The organism is Corynebacterium sp. AOP12-C2-36, from assembly GCF_052379185.1.
Lineage (GTDB): Bacteria > Actinomycetota > Actinomycetes > Mycobacteriales > Mycobacteriaceae > Corynebacterium.
This window is the reverse complement of sequence record NZ_JBQSYJ010000010.1, coordinates 20742-40085: the sequence shown is the minus strand read 5'-3', so window position 1 is coordinate 40085 and position 19344 is coordinate 20742. Positions and strand designations below refer to the sequence as shown.

The 19344-nt window shown below is 68.7% G+C and carries 18 protein-coding genes and 1 pseudogene; 12 read left to right on the top strand and 7 right to left on the bottom strand.

Going from position 1 to position 19344, the window contains the following annotated elements; all coding sequences use genetic code 11:
• Positions 1-14 precede the first annotated feature (14 nt).
• On the bottom strand, positions 15-980 hold the full coding sequence (locus ACT3UN_RS10035) for a TetR family transcriptional regulator (protein WP_444656975.1): 966 nt from the start codon (positions 978-980) through the stop codon (positions 15-17).
• A 269-nt stretch (positions 981-1249) separates the two neighbouring features.
• Between ACT3UN_RS10035 and ACT3UN_RS10030 the strand changes: the two genes are divergently transcribed.
• The 3 genes and pseudogenes from ACT3UN_RS10030 (at position 1250) to ACT3UN_RS10020 (ending at position 3652) form a co-directional block, all read left to right on the top strand.
• The gene (locus ACT3UN_RS10030) at positions 1250-2230 is read left to right on the top strand and encodes a malate dehydrogenase (RefSeq protein WP_301441743.1); all 981 of its coding nucleotides are present in this window, start codon (positions 1250-1252) and stop codon (positions 2228-2230) included.
• A 30-nt stretch (positions 2231-2260) separates the two neighbouring features.
• On the top strand, positions 2261-3394 hold the full coding sequence (locus ACT3UN_RS10025; RefSeq protein WP_444656974.1) for an alpha/beta hydrolase: 1134 nt from the start codon (positions 2261-2263) through the stop codon (positions 3392-3394).
• Positions 3387-3652: pseudogene (locus ACT3UN_RS10020) on the top strand (DUF7218 family protein). Before ACT3UN_RS10025 ends, ACT3UN_RS10020 begins: the two are co-directional and overlap by 8 nt.
• Positions 3653-3664: 12 nt before the next feature.
• Here ACT3UN_RS10020 and ACT3UN_RS10015 read toward each other — a convergent pair.
• The 4 genes from ACT3UN_RS10015 to ACT3UN_RS10000 form a co-directional block, all read right to left on the bottom strand.
• A complete protein-coding gene (locus ACT3UN_RS10015; protein WP_444656973.1) occupies positions 3665-5608 on the bottom strand; it encodes a solute carrier family 23 protein in 1944 nt (647 codons plus the stop codon).
• Positions 5609-5736: 128 nt separating this feature from the next.
• Positions 5737-6681: a metal-dependent hydrolase family protein gene (locus ACT3UN_RS10010; protein ID WP_444656972.1), complete on the bottom strand. Its 945-nt coding sequence runs from the start codon at positions 6679-6681 to the stop codon at positions 5737-5739.
• Positions 6582-7004, bottom strand: coding sequence for an amidohydrolase family protein (locus ACT3UN_RS10005; protein WP_444656971.1), 423 nt, complete (start codon positions 7002-7004; stop codon positions 6582-6584). Before ACT3UN_RS10005 ends, ACT3UN_RS10010 begins: the two co-directional genes overlap by 100 nt.
• Before the next feature lie 66 nt (positions 7005-7070).
• Positions 7071-8453, bottom strand: coding sequence for an NAD-dependent succinate-semialdehyde dehydrogenase (locus ACT3UN_RS10000; RefSeq protein WP_301441738.1), 1383 nt, complete (start codon positions 8451-8453; stop codon positions 7071-7073).
• A gap of 79 nt (positions 8454-8532) precedes the next feature.
• Between ACT3UN_RS10000 and ACT3UN_RS09995 the strand changes: the two genes are divergently transcribed.
• From ACT3UN_RS09995 to ACT3UN_RS09965, 7 genes are all read left to right on the top strand, one after another.
• Positions 8533-9171: a metallophosphoesterase gene (locus ACT3UN_RS09995; RefSeq protein WP_444656970.1), complete on the top strand. Its 639-nt coding sequence runs from the start codon at positions 8533-8535 to the stop codon at positions 9169-9171.
• 276 nt (positions 9172-9447) lie between these two features.
• Positions 9448-10197 carry an MBL fold metallo-hydrolase gene (locus tag ACT3UN_RS09990; RefSeq protein WP_301441736.1) on the top strand — a complete coding sequence of 250 codons (750 nt, stop codon included), beginning with the start codon at positions 9448-9450 and terminating at the stop codon, positions 10195-10197.
• Between the two features lie 17 nt (positions 10198-10214).
• Entirely contained in the window at positions 10215-10739 is a 525-nt protein-coding gene (locus ACT3UN_RS09985; RefSeq protein ID WP_301441735.1) for a carboxymuconolactone decarboxylase family protein, read from the top strand.
• 355 nt (positions 10740-11094) lie between these two features.
• Entirely contained in the window at positions 11095-13902 is a 2808-nt protein-coding gene (locus tag ACT3UN_RS09980) for a valine--tRNA ligase (protein WP_301441734.1), read from the top strand.
• A gap of 10 nt (positions 13903-13912) precedes the next feature.
• Positions 13913-15448 carry a bifunctional tetrahydrofolate synthase/dihydrofolate synthase gene (gene folC / locus ACT3UN_RS09975; protein ID WP_441578879.1) on the top strand — a complete coding sequence of 512 codons (1536 nt, stop codon included), beginning with the start codon at positions 13913-13915 and terminating at the stop codon, positions 15446-15448.
• Positions 15445-16080, top strand: a complete 636-nt coding sequence (locus tag ACT3UN_RS09970) for an LOG family protein (RefSeq protein ID WP_301441732.1) — start codon at positions 15445-15447, stop codon at positions 16078-16080. Before folC ends, ACT3UN_RS09970 begins: the two co-directional genes overlap by 4 nt.
• Entirely contained in the window at positions 16077-16508 is a 432-nt protein-coding gene (locus tag ACT3UN_RS09965) for a DUF4233 domain-containing protein (RefSeq protein WP_441578880.1), read from the top strand. The genes ACT3UN_RS09970 and ACT3UN_RS09965 overlap by 4 nt, the downstream gene beginning before the upstream one ends.
• A gap of 28 nt (positions 16509-16536) precedes the next feature.
• Here ACT3UN_RS09965 and ACT3UN_RS09960 read toward each other — a convergent pair whose 3' ends face one another.
• Positions 16537-16917, bottom strand: a complete 381-nt coding sequence (locus ACT3UN_RS09960; protein WP_301441731.1) for a GNAT family N-acetyltransferase — start codon at positions 16915-16917, stop codon at positions 16537-16539.
• Between the two features lie 111 nt (positions 16918-17028).
• On the opposite strand from ACT3UN_RS09960, the gene ACT3UN_RS09955 reads away from it, so the two are divergent.
• Positions 17029-17706, top strand: a complete 678-nt coding sequence (locus ACT3UN_RS09955) for a YoaK family protein (RefSeq protein ID WP_444656969.1) — start codon at positions 17029-17031, stop codon at positions 17704-17706.
• 34 nt (positions 17707-17740) lie between these two features.
• Positions 17741-18151, top strand: coding sequence for a nucleoside-diphosphate kinase (gene ndk / locus ACT3UN_RS09950; RefSeq protein WP_444656968.1), 411 nt, complete (start codon positions 17741-17743; stop codon positions 18149-18151).
• A 134-nt stretch (positions 18152-18285) separates the two neighbouring features.
• On the opposite strand, the gene ACT3UN_RS09945 is transcribed toward ndk, so the two are convergent.
• Positions 18286-19101: a hypothetical protein gene (locus ACT3UN_RS09945; protein ID WP_301441728.1), complete on the bottom strand. Its 816-nt coding sequence runs from the start codon at positions 19099-19101 to the stop codon at positions 18286-18288.
• Positions 19102-19344 lie beyond the last annotated feature (243 nt).

The following is a 19344-nucleotide window of genomic DNA, read 5'->3' as shown; positions in this document are numbered from 1 at the left end:
ATCGGGTGCCGGAGCTACTCGTCGTAGAGGTCGGCGATGTGGTCCTCGTCGGGGTCCTCGGGGATGTCGGTGTCGATGCCGTGCCCCTCTGAGCTGTCCCCACCGAGCTCACCACCGAGCTCACCACCCAGCTCCCCACCGAAGGAGTCGAAGGACGGGTAGGAGGAGACCTGGGACTCCCGCGGGGCGGTGTACTCCGGCAGGTCCTCGGCGCGGTAGGTCACGACCTCTTCCACGGAGCCACCGTCGCCGGCGGTGTACAACGACGCCGACACCGACGACGGGGTCCGCGTGGTGGGGGCCGCGTGGGTGTACGAGCTGCCCTGGGTGGTGGGCATCGAGGTGGTCAGGAAGGCCAGCACGGTGTCGCAGGCCAACTTCTCCAGGCCCTCCACGGTGGCGGCGTGGTCCATGTCCGTGCCGTAGAGCAGCTGGAACAACCCGCCCTGGGAGGCGGGGAAGCAGCACAGGGACGTGATCAGCACGTACACGTCCTCGGCGGAGATGCCGGGACGGAAGGCGCCGTAGTCCTGCCCGCGCATCAGCACCCGGTCGATCTGCAGCACCACGGGGGAGGTCTCGAGCACGTCGTTGCGTCCTTCGAGGTGCCCGCGGGACAGGACGTTCTCGGAGATGATCAGGCGCACGGCGTCCGGGTCGGCGCGGTGGCGCCGGTAGGCGGTGCGCACCAGGGAGCGCACGGCCTCGGCGGGCACGAGGCGTTCCACGTCCAGGTCCTCGGGGCGGGGCCAGAGCCGGCGGAAGGCGTAGCGCACGGCCTCGTCGTAGAGCACGCGGGTGTCCCTGAGTAGGGGGTGTGTGGCGGGTACACCCGCACCGACGGCGATGTCGCGGGTGTCGGCGGAGAGCCCGGAGCGCACGAGTTCGGGGATCGCGGTGTCCAGGACCAGCTGGTACTCCTGCGGGGAGCAGTCGTATCGCCGGTGGCTGCCTGGCAGGTCGGCGGGGTCAGTGATCAATGGGGCGCTCCTGGCCTGGTCTGGTGCGGCGTCTGGTGCAGCGACTGGTGCGGCGGGGACGTGTGCTGGGGTCGGGGATCCTCCCGTGGGCGCGGCAACCGGGTGTCGCCGTGTACTCCCATGCTAAGCGGAACCCACGCCAGGGACGCACATAACGTTTATGCCCCCACCTATGAGGGGGCACCGGAACAGGGGGACAGTTGCTCACGTCTACATTGGTGGGGCACCGAACACCACTGCAATCGCGAAAAGGAACGAGGTCGCACACCATGCCGACACAACCCATCACCGTCACCGTCACCGGGGCCGCCGGGCAGATCGCCTACTCCCTGTTGTTCCGCGTCGCTTCCGGGGACGTCTTCGGTGACCGCCCGGTGAAGCTGCGTCTGCTGGAGATCCCGGCGGCGAAACGCGCTGCGGAGGGGGTTGCCATGGAGCTGCTCGACTCGGCCTTCCCCCTCATCGCCGACATCACCGTCACCGACGACCCGGACGAGGGTTTCGCCGGTGCGGAGGCGGTGTTCCTCGTCGGCGCGAAGCCGCGCGGCAAGGGGGAGGAGCGTTCGGACCTGCTCACCGGCAACGGCAAGATCTTCGGCCCGCAGGGCAAGGCCATCGCGGCCAACGCCGCACCGGGGGTGCGTGTGCTGGTCGTCGGTAACCCGGCGAACACGAATGCCACGATCCTGGACGCCCACGCGGGCCTGGAGGCCGGGCAGGTCACGGCGATGACGCGTCTGGACCACAACCGGGCGCTGGCGCAGGTGGCAGGGAAGCTGGGTGTCACCCCGGGCCGGCTGTCGCGCATGACCGTGTGGGGGAACCACTCGAACACGCAGTTCCCGGACGTCGCCGAGCTGCTGCTCGACGGGGAGCCGGTCGCCGGCACGCTGGACCCGGAGTGGGTGGACTCGGAGTTCATCCCGCGGGTGGCCCAGCGCGGCGCGGAGATCATCGACGTGCGCGGGTCGTCCTCGGCGGCGTCCGCGGCGTCCTCGGCGGTGGACCACATGCACGACTGGTTCAACGGCACCCCGGAGGGTGACTGGACGTCCGTGGCGCTGCGCTCGGACGGTTCCTACGGGGTCGCCGAGGGTCTGTTCGCCAGCTTCCCCTGCCGCGCGGTCGACGGCGTCTGGCAGATCGTCCAGGGCCTGGACCTCGACGACCGGCAGCGCCGGCGCATCGCCGACAGTGCCTCCGAGCTGGCGGAGGAGCGCGACACGGTGCGCGACGCGGGCATGCTGTGACACAGTAGGTAGATGCTTCATGGAAATGATGTGGATCACAACGCACCGGACCTGAATCCGGGTAACGGGCGCTACCGTCCGGGGGCGGTCGACAAGGTGGTCGGCCTGGGCGCCCGGCTGCTGGGTACGGTGGCCGGCCTCGTGCCACGGGCGGCGTGGCGGCGGGCGGGGTTGCGCCGTAACGGCGACGGCGACGTCCTGGACCCGGACGTCACCGCGACGCTGCTGGCGTTGCGCGTGGTCAGCGGGCTGGACATCGTGGACGTGCCGCCGGTGCACTCACGGCGCATCGTGGAGCGCGAGGCCTTCATCGCCGGCGGCAGTCCGAGCGTCGCCGAGGTCCGTGAGGAGCAGGTGGCCGGCGTGCCGGTACGCGTCTACCTGCACCGGCCGGCGGACGCCTCGCCGCGTCCGACGCTGGTGTACCTGCACGGCGGGGGCTGGGTCACCGGGTCCCTCGACAGCCACGACGCCGCCTGCCGCAGCCTCTGCGCCGACGGCGGTGTCACGGTGGTGGCGGTGGACTACCGCCTGGCCCCCGAGCACCCCTTCCCGGCGGCGCTGGAGGACACCACGGCCGTCTTCGCCGCCCTGCAGGACGGTGCCCGCGTCGCGGACACCACCGTGGACGCAGGACGCCTCGTCGTCGCGGGCGACTCCGCGGGCGGGAACCTCGCGGCGTCCTGCTGCCTGTGGCTGCGCGCGCAGGGGCGCGCCCAGCCTGCACTGCAGCAGCTCTTCGTCCCGGTGACGGACCTGTCGCAGCGCTCGGCCAGCTACGCGGAGTTCGGGGAGGAGGGGCTGTACCTCACCGCCGCGCAGATGGAGTGGTACGAGCACCACTACCTGGGGCGTAACGGTGACCTGACTGAGGCGATCGACCCGCGCGACCCGCTGGTGTCACCGATGCTGGAACCCGACCTCACCGGACTCGCCCCGGCGTACGTGGCGGTGGCCGGGTTCGATCCCCTGCGTGACGAGGGAGAGGCCTACGCGGGCAGGCTGGAGGACGCCGGGGTGGAGGTCACGCTGCGGCGCCACCGCGGGCTGGTGCACCCCTTCGTCAACTCCGTGGCGGTGTGGTCCGGGGCGCGGGCGGCGATGGCGGAGGCCACCACGCACCTGAGGTCGGCGCTGGGGACTACCCCGGGCGCGCATGGCTGAGAACAGGAACCCGTCGATCAAGGACCCGGAACTCTACGAACGGCTGCGCGGGGAGGGGGAGTCGAAGGAGAAGTCCGCCCGTATCGCCAACGCCGCGGCGAACACGTCCCGCTCCGAGATCGGGCACAGGGGCGGGGGTCGCCCAGCTACGACGAGTGGACCCGGGACGAGCTCTACGAGCGGGCGCAGGAACTCGACGTCCACGGACGCTCGTCGATGACGAAGGACGAGTTGATCGAGGCGCTGCGCGACAGCTGATCGCCGCGCGTCCTACTCCAGGTGGTCGAACTTGCTCTCCCACGCCGCGGCGACGGGGTTGGCGTCGGCGATCATGTAGTTGAAGCGGTCGTTGGCGATCTCCACGACCTCGCCGAGCAGCTGCACGTGCTCCTGGGCGGGGGAGTTCTCCAGGCGGCGGATGCCCTCGCTGATGATCTGGGTGCGCGAGTCGAGGCGCCCCAGGCAGGTGACGAAGGGCATGCCGAAGCGCTCACGGTAGCTCTCGGAGAGTTCCACGAGCTGTTCACGGTCGACGTCGTCCATGTTGTCCAGGTCCTCCATCGCCACCGAACCGGCGAAGCCGGAGATCCGCTTCGACGCCTCGGGGTCGAGCAGCAGCTCGGCCATGGAGGGGTAGTCGCGGATGAGGGCGCGCTGGTCGTCGCGGTCGGCGGTGAGCACCGCCTCCTGCACGGCGTCGCGCAGGTCCTGGACGGTGTCGAAGGGGGCCGCGGCGTGGGCGTTCTCCAACGGCCACAGGGTGTTGTTGAACAGTGGGGCGAAGGTCTCCACGAAGGTGTCGCGGTCCATGGCGTTGACGTCCTCCAGGGTGACCGCGCGCCCGCTGGCGTCGCGGGTGACGTCCGGCGAGGTGCGACGTCCGACGTGGAAGAACAGCAGGTTCAACAGGATCGCGGCGATGGAGCCGGTGGTCACGCCCGAGGCGAAGAACACCTGCGCCCAGTCGGGGAACAGTTGGGCGATGTCCGGCTTGAAGGCCACGAGCATGCCCAGACCGATGGAGATGGTCATCACCGCGGCGTTGCGGTTGTCCGCCAGGTCCACCTTGCCCAGGGTCTGGATGCCGACCAGGGCCACGTTGGCGAACAGGGCGAGGCTCGCCGCGCCGAGCACGGGGCCGGGGATCGCGTTGACCACCGCGCCGGCCTTGGGGATCAGACCGATGACGATCATGATCACACCGGCGCCGGCGACGACCCAGCGCGAGCGCACCCGCGTCATACGCACCAGGCCCACGTTCTGCGCGAAGCAGGTGTAGGGGAAGGAGTTCAGCACACCGCCGAGGGTGGTGGACAGGCCGTCGGCACGCAGCGCGGCGGAGATGTGCTCCTTCTTGATGCGCTTGCCCACGATCTCACCGGCGGCGAAGACGTCGCCGGTGGTCTCCACCATGGTGATCAGCATGACGATGCACATGGAGATTATGCCGGTGAGCACGAACTCCGGGGCGCCGAAGTAGAACGGGGTCGTGAAACCGACCCAGTCGGACGAACCGACGTCGTTGAAGCCCGCGTCGCCCAGGGCCACGGCCACGACGGTGCCCACCACCAGGCCCATGAGGATGGACAGGGTGCCCAGGAAGCCCTTGAAGAAGCGCTGGGCCAGCAGGATCACCGCCAGGGTCAGACCGGCGTAGGCCATGTCGCTGGCGTCCGGGGTGCCCTCGGCGAAGTTGGTGATGTCGTTGGCGGCGACACCCAGCAGGGTGATGCCCATCGTGGTCAGCACCGTGCCGATGACCACCGGCGGGAAGAACCGGATGAACTTCGCGAAGTACGGTGCGGCGAGGAAGGTGAACAGGCCGGCGACGATGATCGACCCGTAGATCGCCGGCAGTGCCTCCGTGCCGCCCTCACCACCGGTGGTGGCCAGTCCGATGGCGATGATCGGGGAGATGGCGGTGGTGGTCACACCCTGGATGATCGGCAGGCGCACACCGACCTTCCAGAACCCCACCGACTGGATCAACGTGGCGATGCCACAGGTGAACAGGTCGGCGTTGATGAGGTGGATGGTGGTCTCGGCGTCGAGCCCCAGGCCGCTGGCGATGAGCAGCGGCACGACCACGGCACCGGCGTAGAACGCCAGGACGTGCTGGGTGGACAGGATCGCGAGTTTGCCCTTGGGCGGTACCTGGTCGACAGGGTGGCGGGTGGACGCTGGGGGCGCGTCGGCACGGGTGCTGGAGCTCATGTGGCGGCTTTCCGGGAAACGTCGGTCGCGGGCCCGGCGGCGGGGCCCGCGTCGGTAATTACCGGATAAAGCATATGCGGTGCTGCGTGGACGCCCAACGACCGGGGTTGTCGGCGCCCTCGGTGCTCCTACAGCCGGTCGCGGTAGACCACGCCACCCTTCATGACCATCGACAGGTACCTGTCCGGGTCGGTGAGCACCGAGATGTCCTTGAGCGGGTCACCGTCGACGATGATCAGGTCGGCGTAGGCCTCCGGCCCGACCACGCCGATCCGGCCCTCCAACCCGACGAGCTCCGCCGCGGTGGTCGTGGCCGCGCGGATCACGTCGATGGCGGGCTGCACCTCCCGCCGGATCGCGAACTCCTCCAGCTGGTGGACCTGCTGCCCGCCGATGAGGTCGGAGCCGTAGACGAGCTTGACCCCCTCGGCGTGGGCCATCTCGAGGGCGGAGAGGCCGGACTCCAGGACCTGCGAGTTCTTGGCGTGGCTCTCCGCGGAGAGCCCCATGGAAGGCCCCAGCCGGTCCATGGTGTTGTACGTGACCAGGGTGGGTACGAGGAAGGCGTCGTACCGGATGAAGTCCTTCACCGTGGTCTCGTCGATGAGGTTGCCGTGCTCGATGCACTTGAGCCCGATGCGCAGCGCATTGCTGATCGCGCCGGCGAGGTAGGTGTGCCCGGTGACGTACGCGCCCTGGGAGGACGCCTCGGCGACGGCGACGGCGATCTCCTCGTCGCTGTACTGGGTGGACGAGATGCTGTCGGTCGGTGAGGTCACCCCGCCGGAGAGCATCAGCTTCACGTGGTGTGCACCGGTGCGCAGGATCTCGCGGGTTCCCTTACGCACCTCGTCGACCCCGTCGGCGACCAGGGCGATGGTGGGGCAGCGGGAGCAGCCGGTGGGGTTGACCTCGTTGCGGCTGCGCCCGTCGCCGTGCCCGCCGGTCTGGGTGAGGGCCAGGCCCCCGAAGATCAGACGGGGCCCGTCGAGCACCCCCTCGTCGACCGCCTGTGCCAGGGCGAAGTCCGCACCACCGGTGTCGCGCACCGTGGTGAACCCGCGCTGCAGCATGTCGCTGAGACTGCGGGCCGCCTTCGCGACGAGGTAGGACGGCCGCCATCGCAGCAGCTCCGGGTGTCGAAGGACTGGAAGTAGACGTGCACGTGGCCGTCGACCAGCCCGGGCATCAGCGTCCTGCCCTTCACGTCGATCACGCGGTCGGGGTCGGTGACCCGGACCTCGTTGCTCGGGCCGACCTCACGGATGAGGCCGTCCTCGACGATCACGGACTGGTCGGGCCGGATCTCGCCGAGGTGGACGTTGAGCACCGCCGCATTACGGAACAACGTGGTCGTCATTGCTGCCTCCAGGGTGGGGGAAGGGTAGGCAATCATCTTCACACCCCGGAGGTGGGGCCGGCAACGGTCTTCTTCCCCGGCCCAGAGGCCTATGTCAGAGGCCTATGTCAGAGGCGAGACGCGCACGAGGTGCTCGTTGACGAACTCGCCGACGCCCCACTCGGCGAGCTCACGGCCGTAGCCGGAGCGTCCCACACCACCGAAGGGCAGGCCCGCCGCGGTGACGGAGGCCTCGTTGACGAAGGACATGCCGACCTCCAGGCGGGCGGCGGCGTCCTCGGCGAGCGCCAGGTCGGAACCCCACACGGAGCCGGAGAGCCCGTAGTCGGAGTTGTTGGCGATCTCCACGGCCTCGTCCACGTCGGCGGCCTTGTAGACGATGGCGACGGGGCCGAAGACCTCGTTGCAGCCCACGTCCGCCGACGGGTCGACGTCGGTGAGCAGCGTCGGCTCCATGAATGCGCCGGGCCGGTCGATCGCGTCGCCGCCGACGCGGACGGTGGCGTCCCCGTTGGCCTTGGCGTCGGCGAGGCGCTGGACGATCTCGTCGCGGGCGTCGATGGAGGACAGCGGTCCGACGTCGGCCTCCGGGTCGTCCCACGCGCCGACGGTCAGGGCACCGATGCGCTTCTCCAGGCCCTCGACCACGCGGTCGTAGAAGCCGTCCATCACGATGAGGCGCTTGGGGGCGTTGCAGGCCTGGCCGGTGTTGTACATGCGGATGCCCACGTACTGGTCGAGGACGGTGTCGAGGTTGTCGTCGTCGAGGACGATGAACGGGTCGTTGCCGCCGAGCTCGAGCAGGGACTTCTTGTAGTTCTCGCCGGCGGTCCTGGCGACCGCTGCGCCGGCGCCCTCGGAACCGGTGAGGGAGACTGCGGCGATGCGCGGGTCGGCGACGAAGGCGTCCATCTGCGAGCCGGAGGCGTAGACGTTCTGGAAGACGTCCTGCGGCAGGCCGGCGTCCTCCAGGATGTCCTGGCAGGCCTGCGAGGACAGTGGGCAGATCGACGCGTGCTTTAGCACCAGCGAGTTGCCGAGCAGGAGGTTCGGTGCCGCCCAGCGGGCGACCTGGTAGTAGGGGAAGTTCCACGGCATGATGCCGAGCAACGGGCCGATCGGGTCCTTGCGTACGTAGGTGTGGCGCGCGCCCTGGGCGGGCAGCTGCTTGTCGGCGAGAAGCTCGTGGGCGTGCTCGGCGTAGTAGCGGTAGATGTCGATGACGATGTCGAGTTCGGCCTTCGCCCAGCCGTCGAGCTTGCCCATCTCACGCCCGATGTAGGACGCGAGTTCGTCCTTCTTCTCTTCGTAGAGGTCGGCGGCGCGGTTCAGCACGGCGGCACGCTCGTCGACGGTGGTGGTCCGCCACTGCCTGTAGGCGGCGGTCGAGCGGTCGAGGATGGCGTCGCGGTCGGCGTCCTCGATCCTCGTGAACGTGTCTTCGGTCTGTCCGGTGGACGGGTTGTTCACACTGAAGTTGCTCATGTCCCCGTTGTACGCGCGGTGGTGGGGGACTGTCACCCAGGCGAGCCGCCGGCCCCGTACCCGGGTAGCTTCGGGTGTCATGGGGGCTACAGAGGATTCCCGCGCAGACGGTTTCTGGTTGGTGTCGGACCTGCATCTGGGCCACGCCAAAGTCTCGGCGCTGCGCGGGTTCCCCGATGTCGCCGCCCATGACCGGGCGATCCTGGACAACCTGCGCGAGGTGCCGGACGGGGCGACACTTATCTGCCTCGGCGACATCTCGGTGCGTGACGACGCCGGGGCGCTGAGGACGTTGGCACAGCTCAAGGCGGAGAAGGACTTCACGATGGTCCTGGTGCCGGGCAACCACGGCAGGGTGCATCCCGTGTTCGGGATCGACTCGGTGGTCGAGTGGACGCCGGCGTACCGGCAGGTCTTCGACGTCATCTCCCTGGAGCTGCAGGTCAAGGTGGGCCGCTGGCTGGTGCTGCTGACCCACATCCCGGCTCCCGGGAAGGTGGAGGACGCCCATCTCACCCCGGCGTTGACGCGGTGGGCGGCGCGTGGCGGGGCGACCAGCCGTGACGGGTTCGACTGCACGGTGCACGGGCACACGCATTCGACGGTGGCGGTGAGGCCGAAGAACGTGAACGTCAGCCTCGAGGCCACCGACCTGAAACCAGTGTCATCCGGCCAGCTGCTGGATCTGGTGACCCGCGCGGTGAAATGGAAGCATTGAGGCTGTCTCTAAATGACATTGACGGGATATAAATAGATCGCTAATGGCATAATCAGCACTTCGATTGCTATAGCAGTAGAAATAGGCAGGCGACGCTGCCCTTCATTCGCTGTTAGGCTTGGAACAGGTACCGAGATGAGCCTCGGTACCGTGGCTTTTCGGGCGGTGCGGGATTACATAAATGTTACTCGCAACGCATTCAACTCCGTGGGACGCTCTACGTCGCTTCCTGAGGCGTACAAGGCTTCGCACAGTAAGAGAGAAAGGTTCCAGACCATGAGTGAAATCGCCAAGGACGTCTTCTGCCTGTCAGGCACGGACGTCAACGTCGGAATTCTGCGTGAGGGCAGCGACCTCACCATGATCGACGGTGGGTGGCCCGGCGACGTCGAGGCCATCGAGGAGGCGCTGCGGTCGATCGGGCACAAGCCCGAAGACGTCCGCGCGATCCTGCTGACCCACGCCCACGTCGACCACCTCGGTGCGGTGGACGCGTTCCACCGCCGCTTCGGCACCCCGGTGTACTCCGACCCGGTCGAGGTCCACCACGCCGCACGCGAGTACCTCGAGCAGGCCGGCACCGACGAGGTCGAGCAGGGCCCGATGCCCCAGACCATGGAATGGTGGGAGCGGGTGCAGAAGGTCGGCGCCGAGCAGGACATCAAGATCACCGACGTCCAGCCCGTCGGCGACGGTCCCATGGACATCCCCGGGCGTCCGGTCCCGGTGGCCACCCACGGCCACACCTCCGGCCACAGTGCCTTCCTGGTGCCTTCCGTCGGCGTGATCGCCACGGGCGACGCCCTGGTCACCGGCCACGCCTGCTCGACCAAGCAGGGCCCCCAGCCGTGCCCGTGGTTCTTCAACCACTCCCGCTCCGAGGCCCTCGAGGCCCTGGACCTCCTGGAGGGCGTCGACGCCGACGTCATCCTGCCGGGTCACGGCGACCCGATGAACATGAAGCTCGCCGACGCAGTGAAGGCCGCACGTACCTTCGCAGCAGACACCGGCTTCGACAACCACTAGATCGGAAAGGTCACGTCATGTCACGAATTCCTCTGTTCGACCCGTCCACCGGCACCGAGGAGGAGAAGCGGGTCTACAACCGGTTCCCCTCGAACCTCGTCGCCGGTCTGATGCGCACCACCACCGGGATCACCGACGCCTACCTGGACTACGGCAACTCGTTCCCGAACTCCCCGCTGGACCCGCAGATCCGTGAGATGGTCACCCTGCGCGTCGGTGTGATCTCGCACAGCGACTACGAGTGGATGCAGCACGCCGACAAGGCCCGCTCCGTGGGTGTCACCGAGGACGAGATCAAGGCGATCCAGTCCGGTGACTTCAGCTCCCTGAGCGATGCCAAGCAGAAGGCGATGGAGCTCACCGACGACCTGGTCGCCAACCCCAAGGCCGGCCCGACCTTCGAGGCCGTGGTCGAGGCCCTGGACGAGCAGTCCGCCGCGATCATCACGCTGCTGGTCGGTCACTACATGATGACCGCCCGGTTCCTGATGACCCTCGAGATCCCGCTGGACGACAACCCCACCAGCTGGGACGGAGCGTAGGCCGCACTCGGCCGACGCACAGCCCGCCGCGGTAGCCGCCACCGGCGAAACGCGCAGGCAACCACAGGACGTGGCCCCCGGGAGGACAATCCCCGGAGGCCACGTCCTTCTGCGCGTGCAGCTTCGTGGGACCGCGCCGGATCTGGACCGGACAACGTATGCCCTCGCTGAACGGACACGAACAATCTCCAGGGACCGCATCACCGGCGATGCGGGGGTTGTGGACACGGCGACGATGGAGGAGGTCGACCAGTGGCTGCGCGACGTCCTGTCTCTTCCTGAGCCGTCCTGGGTCCTCGGAACGCCCACCAGCCGGTCACGTTCATGTCCGGGCCCTGCACTAGACTGTCCTACCGTGACTGATCAGACCAGCTCCAGCGCAGCCAGCAGCAACCCCGACACCTCCTCCCGGGCCGACCGGCTCCCGAAGCAGTGGACCCCCGCGGACGTCGAGAACGACCTCTACCAGGGGTGGGTCGACTCGGGTTACTTCCACGCGGACGCCACCAGCGACCGCCCGCCGTTCTCCATCGTGCTGCCGCCGCCGAACGTCACCGGTCAGCTGCACATGGGTCACGCCCTCGACCACACCCTCATGGACTCCATGGCCCGGCGTAAGCGCATGCAGGGCCACGAGGTCCTCTGGCTGCCGGGCTCCGACCACGCCGGCATCGCCACGCAGACCAAGGTCGAGGGCATGCTCAAGGAGACCGAGGGCAAGGACCGGTTCGACTACGGGCGCGAGGAGTTCGTGGACAAGGTCTGGGAGTGGAAGGAACAGTACGGTGGCGTGATCCAGTCGCAGATGCGCGCGATCGGCGACTCCGTCGACTGGGAGCGCGAGCGCTTCACCCTGGACGACGGGCTGTCGCGTGCCGTGCAGACCATCTTCAAGGAGCTCTTCGACCGCGGCCTGATCTACCGCGCCAAGCGCATGGTCAACTGGTCGCCGGTGCTGCGCACCGCCATCTCCGACATCGAGGTCGTCTACTCCGACGACGAGGGTGAGCTGGTCACCCTGCGCTACGGCGACGCCTCCGGCGAGGGCGCGCACGTGGACGTCGCCACCACCCGTGTGGAGACGATGCTCGGCGACGTCGCCGTGGCCGTCCACCCGGACGACGAGCGCTACCGCGACCTCGTCGGTTCCCGCCTGCCGCACCCGTTCATCGAGGGCCACGGCATGGTCGTCATCGCCGACGACTACGTCGACCCCGAGTTCGGTACCGGCGCGGTGAAGATCACCCCGGCGCACGACCCGAACGACTTCGAGATGGGCCGCCGCCACGACCTCGACATGCCCGAGGTCATCGACCAGACCGGCCACATCGCCAACACCGGCACCCGCTTCGACGGGATGGACCGCTTCGAGGCGCGCGAGCAGATCCGCCTGGCACTGGAGGAGCAGGGGCGCGTGGTCAAGCGCATCAGCCCCTACGTGCACTCCGTGGGGCACTCCGAGCGTTCCGGCGAGGCCATCGAGCCACGCCTGTCGGAGCAGTGGTGGGTGAAGGTCGAGGAGCTGGCGAAGATGTCCGGCGACGCCGTCCGCGAGGGCGACACGGTCATCCACCCGGCCTCCCAGGAACCGCGCTGGTTCGACTGGGTCGACGACATGCACGACTGGTGCATCTCCCGGCAGCTGTGGTGGGGCCACCGCATCCCGATCTGGTACGGACCCGACGGCGAGATCGTGTGCTGCGGCCCGGATGACGAGGCCCCCACCGGCGAGGGCTGGTACCGCGAGGAGGACGTGCTGGACACGTGGTTCAGCTCCGCGCTGTGGCCGTTCTCCACGATGGGCTGGCCGGACGCCACCGACGAGCTGGCGAAGTTCTACCCGACGTCCGTGCTGGTCACCGGCTACGACATCCTGTTCTTCTGGGTCGCGCGCATGATGATGTTCGCCACCTTCGCCGATACCGTCGAGGGCTCCGTCCTCGACAACGGTGAGCCCGGCACCACCGCCGACCAGCGTGCCGGACGCCCCCAGGTGCCCTTCACCGACGTCTTCCTGCACGGACTCGTCCGCGACGAGCACGGCCGCAAGATGTCCAAGTCGCTGGGCAACGGCATCGACCCGATGGACTGGGTCCGCGACTACGGTGCGGACGCGCTGCGCTTCACGCTGGCCCGCGGCGCCAACCCGGGAACCGACCTGCCGATCGGTGAGGACTCCGCGCAGTCCTCGCGTAACTTCGCCACGAAGCTGTTCAACGCCACGAAGTTCGCCCTGATGAACGGTGCCCGCGTGCTCCCGGTGGACGGGCAGGACGCCTTCCCGTCCCGCGAACAGCTCACCGACCCGGACCGCTGGATCCTCGACAAGCTCGAGGAACTGCGCGTGCTCGTCGACACCCACCTGGACCGCTACGAGTTCGCCGTGGCCAACGAGGCGCTCTACCGCTTCACCTGGGGCGAGTTCTGCGACTGGTACCTGGAGATCGCCAAGGTGCAGATCCCGCGCGACTGGGACGCCGCCACCGAGGCCGAGCGCACCCGCGGCGAAAACACCCAGCTTGTGCTCGGCCGGGTGCTCGACACCGTCTTCCGCCTCCTGCACCCCTCGATGCCCTTCGTCACCGAGACCCTGTGGACCGTGCTCACCGACGGCGTCGACGGCTACGCCGACAGCCTCGTGGTCACCGACTGGCCCACCGCCGCCAACACCAACGGTGGGGCGCAGACGGACGTCGACGCCGTGCGTCGTCTGGACGACGTGGAGAAGCTCGTCACCGAGGTCCGCCGCTTCCGCGCCGACCAGGGTGTCAAGCCCACCCAGAAGGTGCCGGGACGTTTCGACGCCGCGGCCGCCGACCTCGCCGGGCTCGAGGACGCCGTGCGTTCCATCGTCCGACTCACCGCCCCGGCCGAGGACTTCACGCCGACGGCGTCGGTGGAGCTGCGCCTGTCGGGTGCGACGATCACCGTGGAGCTGGACACGTCCGGCACCGTGGACGTCGCCGCCGAGCGCAAGCGCCTGGAGAAGGACCTGGCCGAGGCCAACAAGGAGCTCGAGCGCGCAGACAAGAAGCTCGGCAACGACAACTTCCTGGCCAAGGCGCCGGAGAAGGTCGTCGCCGAGATCCGTGAGCGTCGCGGCATCGCCGCCGACGAGGTCGAGCGCATCAACGCCCGGCTGACCGACCTGGCAGGGAAGTGACCCCGCAACAGTGACTGACAAGCACGACGAGAACAACGACTTCGGCGAGGCCCAGCTCAACGCCACCGGCCTCGACCTGCCGATCGACCTGTCCGAACCCGCCAACACCGACGACGACGCCGCGAAACTGGCCCGCCCGGTGACCGCCGGCGACCTCGCCGCCCTCGCCGAGGTCGAGGCCGAGCTCAACGAGCGGTGGCCCGAGACCAAGATCGACCCCACCCTCGACCGCGTCCGCCGGCTCATGGACCTGCTCGGCAGCCCGCAGCGTAACTATCAGGCCATCCACGTCGCCGGGACCAACGGCAAGACCTCGGTCACCCGCATGGTCGAGTCGCTGCTGCGCGCCTTCCACCGCCGCACCGGACGGACCACCAGCCCGCACCTGCAGCTGGCCACCGAGCGCATCGCGATCGACGGCACGCCGCTGCACCCGGCGGACTACGTGGCCACCTGGCGTGAGATCCAGCCCTTCGTGGAGATGGTCGACCGCGAGTCCGAGGCCGAGGGCGGTCCGCGGATGAGCAAGTTCGAGATCCTCGTGGCCATGGCCTACGCCGCCTTCGCCGACGCCCCGGTGGACGTCGCCGTCGTCGAGGTCGGCCTCGGCGGACGCTGGGACGCCACCAACGTCATCGACGCCGACGTCGCCGTGGTCACCCCGATCGGGCTGGACCACACCGACTACCTCGGCGACACGCTGGCCGAGATCGCCGGGGAGAAGGCCGGCATCATCAAGCAGCGCTGGGACGCCGACGACCTGCTCACCCCGCCGGACAACGTCGCCGTCATCGCCGAGCAGGAACCCGAGGCCCTCGAGGTGCTGCTGCGCCAGGCAGTGGAGGCCGACTCCTCGGTCGCCCGCGCGGGCGAGGAGTTCGCCGTGGTGGAGTCCGCCGTCGCCGTCGGCGGTCAGAACCTGTCGCTCAAGGGACTCGGCGGGGTCTACACCGACATCTTCCTGCCGCTCTCCGGCGCCCACCAGGCACGCAACGCCGCCACCGCACTGGCCGCGGTGGAGGCGTTCTTCGGCGCCGGTGCCGGACGCATGCTCGACGAGGACACCGTCCGGCGTGGTTTCGCCCAGGTCAGCTCGCCGGGTCGCCTGGAGCGCGTGCGCTCGACGCCCAACGTGTTCATCGACGCCACCCACAACCCGCACGGCGCCAAGGCGCTGGCGCAGGCCGTGGACCGTGACTTCTCCTTCCGACGCCTCGTCGGCGTGGTCTCCGTGCTCGGAGACAAGGACGCCCGCGGCATCCTGGCCGCCCTGGAGCCGGTGCTCGACGAGATCGTCGTCACCCAGAACACCTCCCCGCGCGCCGTCGACGTCGAGGACCTCGCCGAGTACGCCCGCGACGCCTTCGGCGAGGAGCGCGTGCACGTGGCGGTGAACCTGCCCGGCGCCGTGGAACTGGCCGTCCAGCTCGCCGAGGACGACGGTGGCTTCGGCGACAGTCAGGTCTCCGGCGCCGGCGTACTGGTCACCGGGTCGGTCGTCACCGCCGGCGAGGCCCGCACCCTGTTCGGCAAGGACCCGGCATGAGCGGCACCGTGACCGGCACCCTCGTCGCGCCGAAACGCGTGGCGCTGTACCTCGGCTCGGCCACCGGCGACAGCCCGGCCTACCGCGAGGCCACGGTCGCCGTGGTCCGTCAGCTGGCCGAGGCCGGGCACTCCCTGGTCTACGGCGGGGGATCGGTCGGCCTGATGGGCGTGGCCGCCGACGCCGCCCTGGCCGCCGGCATGGCGGTCCACGGTGTCATCACCCGCCACCTCTACGACGGCGAGACCGGCCACACCGGGCTGACCAGCCTGGAGATCGTGGACACCATGAACGAGCGCAAGGAACGCATGGCGTCCACCGCCGACGCCATGGTCACCCTGCCCGGTGGGATCGGCACGCTCGAGGAATTCTTCGAGGTGTGGACCGGCCAGGTGCTGGGCATCCACCACAAGCCCGTCGCCCTGGTCGACGTGGACGACTACTGGGCCCCGCTGCTGGCGATGGTCGACCAGATGGTGGAGCGCGGGTTCTTCTCCGCCGAACACCGCGACAACCTGATCCACCTCACCGACCCTTGCGGACTGGCGAACGCGTTGGACTCCTGGACCCCGGCTACGGCAAAGTGGTCCCAGAAGAGCCACACCGGCACAGGCGAGATGAGGATGCAGTGAGTGAGAACACCACCCCCCTGGGGCCCGCACACGAGATGCAGGTCGACCCGTTCAAGGGGCTGAAGGGGATGATGGCCGGCATCATGCTGATGGAGGCCATCACCGTGCTGCTCGTCCTCGCCGTGGTCGGCGTGGTCGACGACGGGGCGCACGCCACCGTGTTCAACATGACCTACGTCGCCGTGCTCGGCCTGGCGATGGTCGTGGCGTCCTTCCTGCAGTTCCGCCCCTGGGCGGACAAGATGAACATCACCCTGCAGGTCTTCGCCCTGATCGGGGTGGTCGTGCACCCCACGATGCTCTTCGTGGCGATCCTGTTCATCCTCGCCTGGTGGTACACCTACCACCTGCGGGCGAACGTGAAGAGCCGCATGGACAAGGGCCTGCTGCCTGCCCAGCACTACTACGTCGCCGAGGACCGCGACTGATTCGGTCCTCCGCACGTGCGGCGGCGGGTCACACCTCGCCGGCGTGCTCCAGGACGTACTCGTCGATCTCGGTGGTGGGGGCGTCGAGCGGGCCGTCGTACCCGTTGCGCTTGATCCAGGAGGCCACGAACTGGCAGGACGGCACCACCGTGAGTCCCTGATCACGGGTGTCGGCCAGGGCCTCGCGGACCAGCAGGCTTCCCAGCCCACGGCCGGCGTAGTCGTCGGAGACGATGGTGTGGTGGAAGATCCGCTCCGGCCCGTCCGGCGCACCGTGCTCGGTGTCGCGGTCCACGAAGTAGGCTGCGCCGGCGCGGGTGCCGTCGGCGAGGTAGAGCCCGTAGGCGTTGCCCTTCGACCTCAGACGGACGGTGACGGGGTTCCCTTTCTTGTCCGTGAGTTCAGTCATTGTCTCTCCTTGTCACCAGTGTCATCTCGTTCCCGTGTTCTTCCTGTGTCGAATCTATCAGGGAAACGGCGGGGCCGACATGGCCAACCTCGCGGGTAGCATGACCTTTCGATGAATACATATCGACCCGGGGAACGGGTCCTCGCCATGTGCCTGTCGGCCGTCGCCGGCTACGCCGACTCCATCGGCTTCATGTTCTACGGCGGGGTGTTCCTGTCGTTCATGTCCGGCAACAGCACCCGCCTGGCCGTCTCCTTCGTGGAGGACGACGCCGAACTCATGCGCCTGGCGGGACGCTGCATCGTGCTGTTCATGGCCGGGGTCATGCTCGGTGCCCTGGTCCACCGCCTGGTCACCCGCCGGTGGGGACGCTACCGCTCGCGCGAGGCGGTGCTCGCCACCGTCTCGACGATCTTCGTGGCGTCCTGCGCGCTGCTGGCCCTCGACGCCGAGGTGTGGGCGGTGATGCTGCTGTCGGTGGGCATCGGTGCGCTGAACTCCGTCTTCGAACGCGACGGGGAGGTCAGCATCGCGTTGACCTACGTGACCGGGACATTGGTGAAGGCCGGACAACGGTTCGTGGACTCCTTCTTCGGCGGACGCATCTCGGCGTGGGTGTACCCGCTGCTCATGGCACTGTGCCTGTCGGCCGGGGCGATCGTCGGTGCGCTGAGTTTCTTCCACGCCGGGCTGAGTGCGGTCGTGCCGCTCACCGGCTTCCTCGTGGTCGTCACCGTGGTCAACCAGGTGCTGCGCAATCGCCGGCGACGCCTGGGCTTGCCGCTTTAACTTGTGTTCACCCGTGTTCGGTAGGCTGATGCCCATGACTGAACGCACTCTCATCCTCATCAAGCCGGACGGTGTCGCCCGCGGCTTCGTCGGCGAGATCATCGCCCGTATCGAGCGCAAGGGCCTCACCCTCTCCGCCCTGGACCTGCGTGTCGCCGACCGCGAGACCGCAGAGAAGCACTACGCCGAGCACGCCGACAAGCCGTTCTTCGGCGAGCTGGTCGACTTCGTCACCTCCGCCCCGATGATCGCGGGCATCGTCGAGGGCGAGCGCGCCATCGACGCCTGGCGTCAGCTGGCCGGCGGCACCGACCCGGTCGCCAAGGCCACCCCCGGCTCCATCCGCGGCGACTTCGCCACGGCCGTCGCCGAGAACGTCGTCCACGGCTCCGACTCCCCGGAGTCCGCCGAGCGCGAGATCGGCATCTGGTTCCCGAACCTCTGATCCGCCGCTCCACGGCTCCCCGCCGCGACTCCTACGAGGTCGTGGCGGGGAGTTTTTCGTGCCCGTGCCTGTGTCATGTCAGCTGGGTCATGCCCCAGGTAGGAGAACACCGATTTCCCGACCTGGGGCATGACTCAGCTGACAGGGGCAGTGCCCACCGGTCCGCGCGCGAGGGCGTCGCGTCCGTCCTCGGTCAACGTCACCCACCGCACGACCGTGGTGGCGTCCTTGCGCTCACGCAGGACGACGGCCAGGCCGCGTGCGGTGAGCGAGCGCAGCGCGGCGTCCAGCGTCTCGTCGCGTGAGGCGTCCGGTGAGGCGTCCGACAGGAGCGGGGCGGAGAGGTCGGCGAGGACGTCGCGACGCACCTGGCGTCCCCCGGGGACCGCCTGGGCGGCGTAGAGGGTGGAGGCGACCGCGTCGGTGTCGTCCGACGGGGACCAGTCCGGCTCGGTGGCGAAGACCGTCGACAGTGCGACGTAGCCCTCCGGCCGGGCACCTTCGATCACGAATGCGCGCCAGAAGACCACCAGGCTCACCACCGTCACCACCGCGGCGTAGATCCACCCGACGGTGGCGGAGTCGATCAGCTGACCGATCCACATCAGCACGTAGATCCCGGGGACGGCGAAGGACAGGAACGTGCGCAGCGTCTTGTTCGGGCTCTGAGGCTCCTCCATGGTGCCGCCGACCTCCGCCGGGGAACGGTCGTCGGCACGCATCGGGGCGTACTCGTTGCTTCGCAGTCCCTTCGCCCGCAGCGACATGCCCAGGTACATTGCGCCGATGAGCAGCACCACCGCGGCGAGTGAGAGGGTCCACGGTCCTGCGATGGGGGAGGACGAGGCGCCGACGAAGGTGGCGAACAGCACGGCCGCCACCACGCGCCCGGGGAGGGCGGGGGTGACGGAGTCCTGAATCTGTTGGAGAGTGCGAAATTCGGGGCTCATATAAGCCACCGTAACGTGTTGCACAGCTCGCAGCACGGGGGGCGGTGTGGCGGGGCCCCGTCCGGCGGCCGCAGTGTGCAACAATGTGCGGAGACACGTGCAGCACCCGGGAAGACGGTGTGCTCCGAATGTCGGACAGATTTCTAGGCACGACAACCGTGCAGACAACATCGAATATGAATGCCACGGCGGCACGACCCCGTACGACTCGGGTGGACGACGCGACAGTGTGGCTGCGACCTG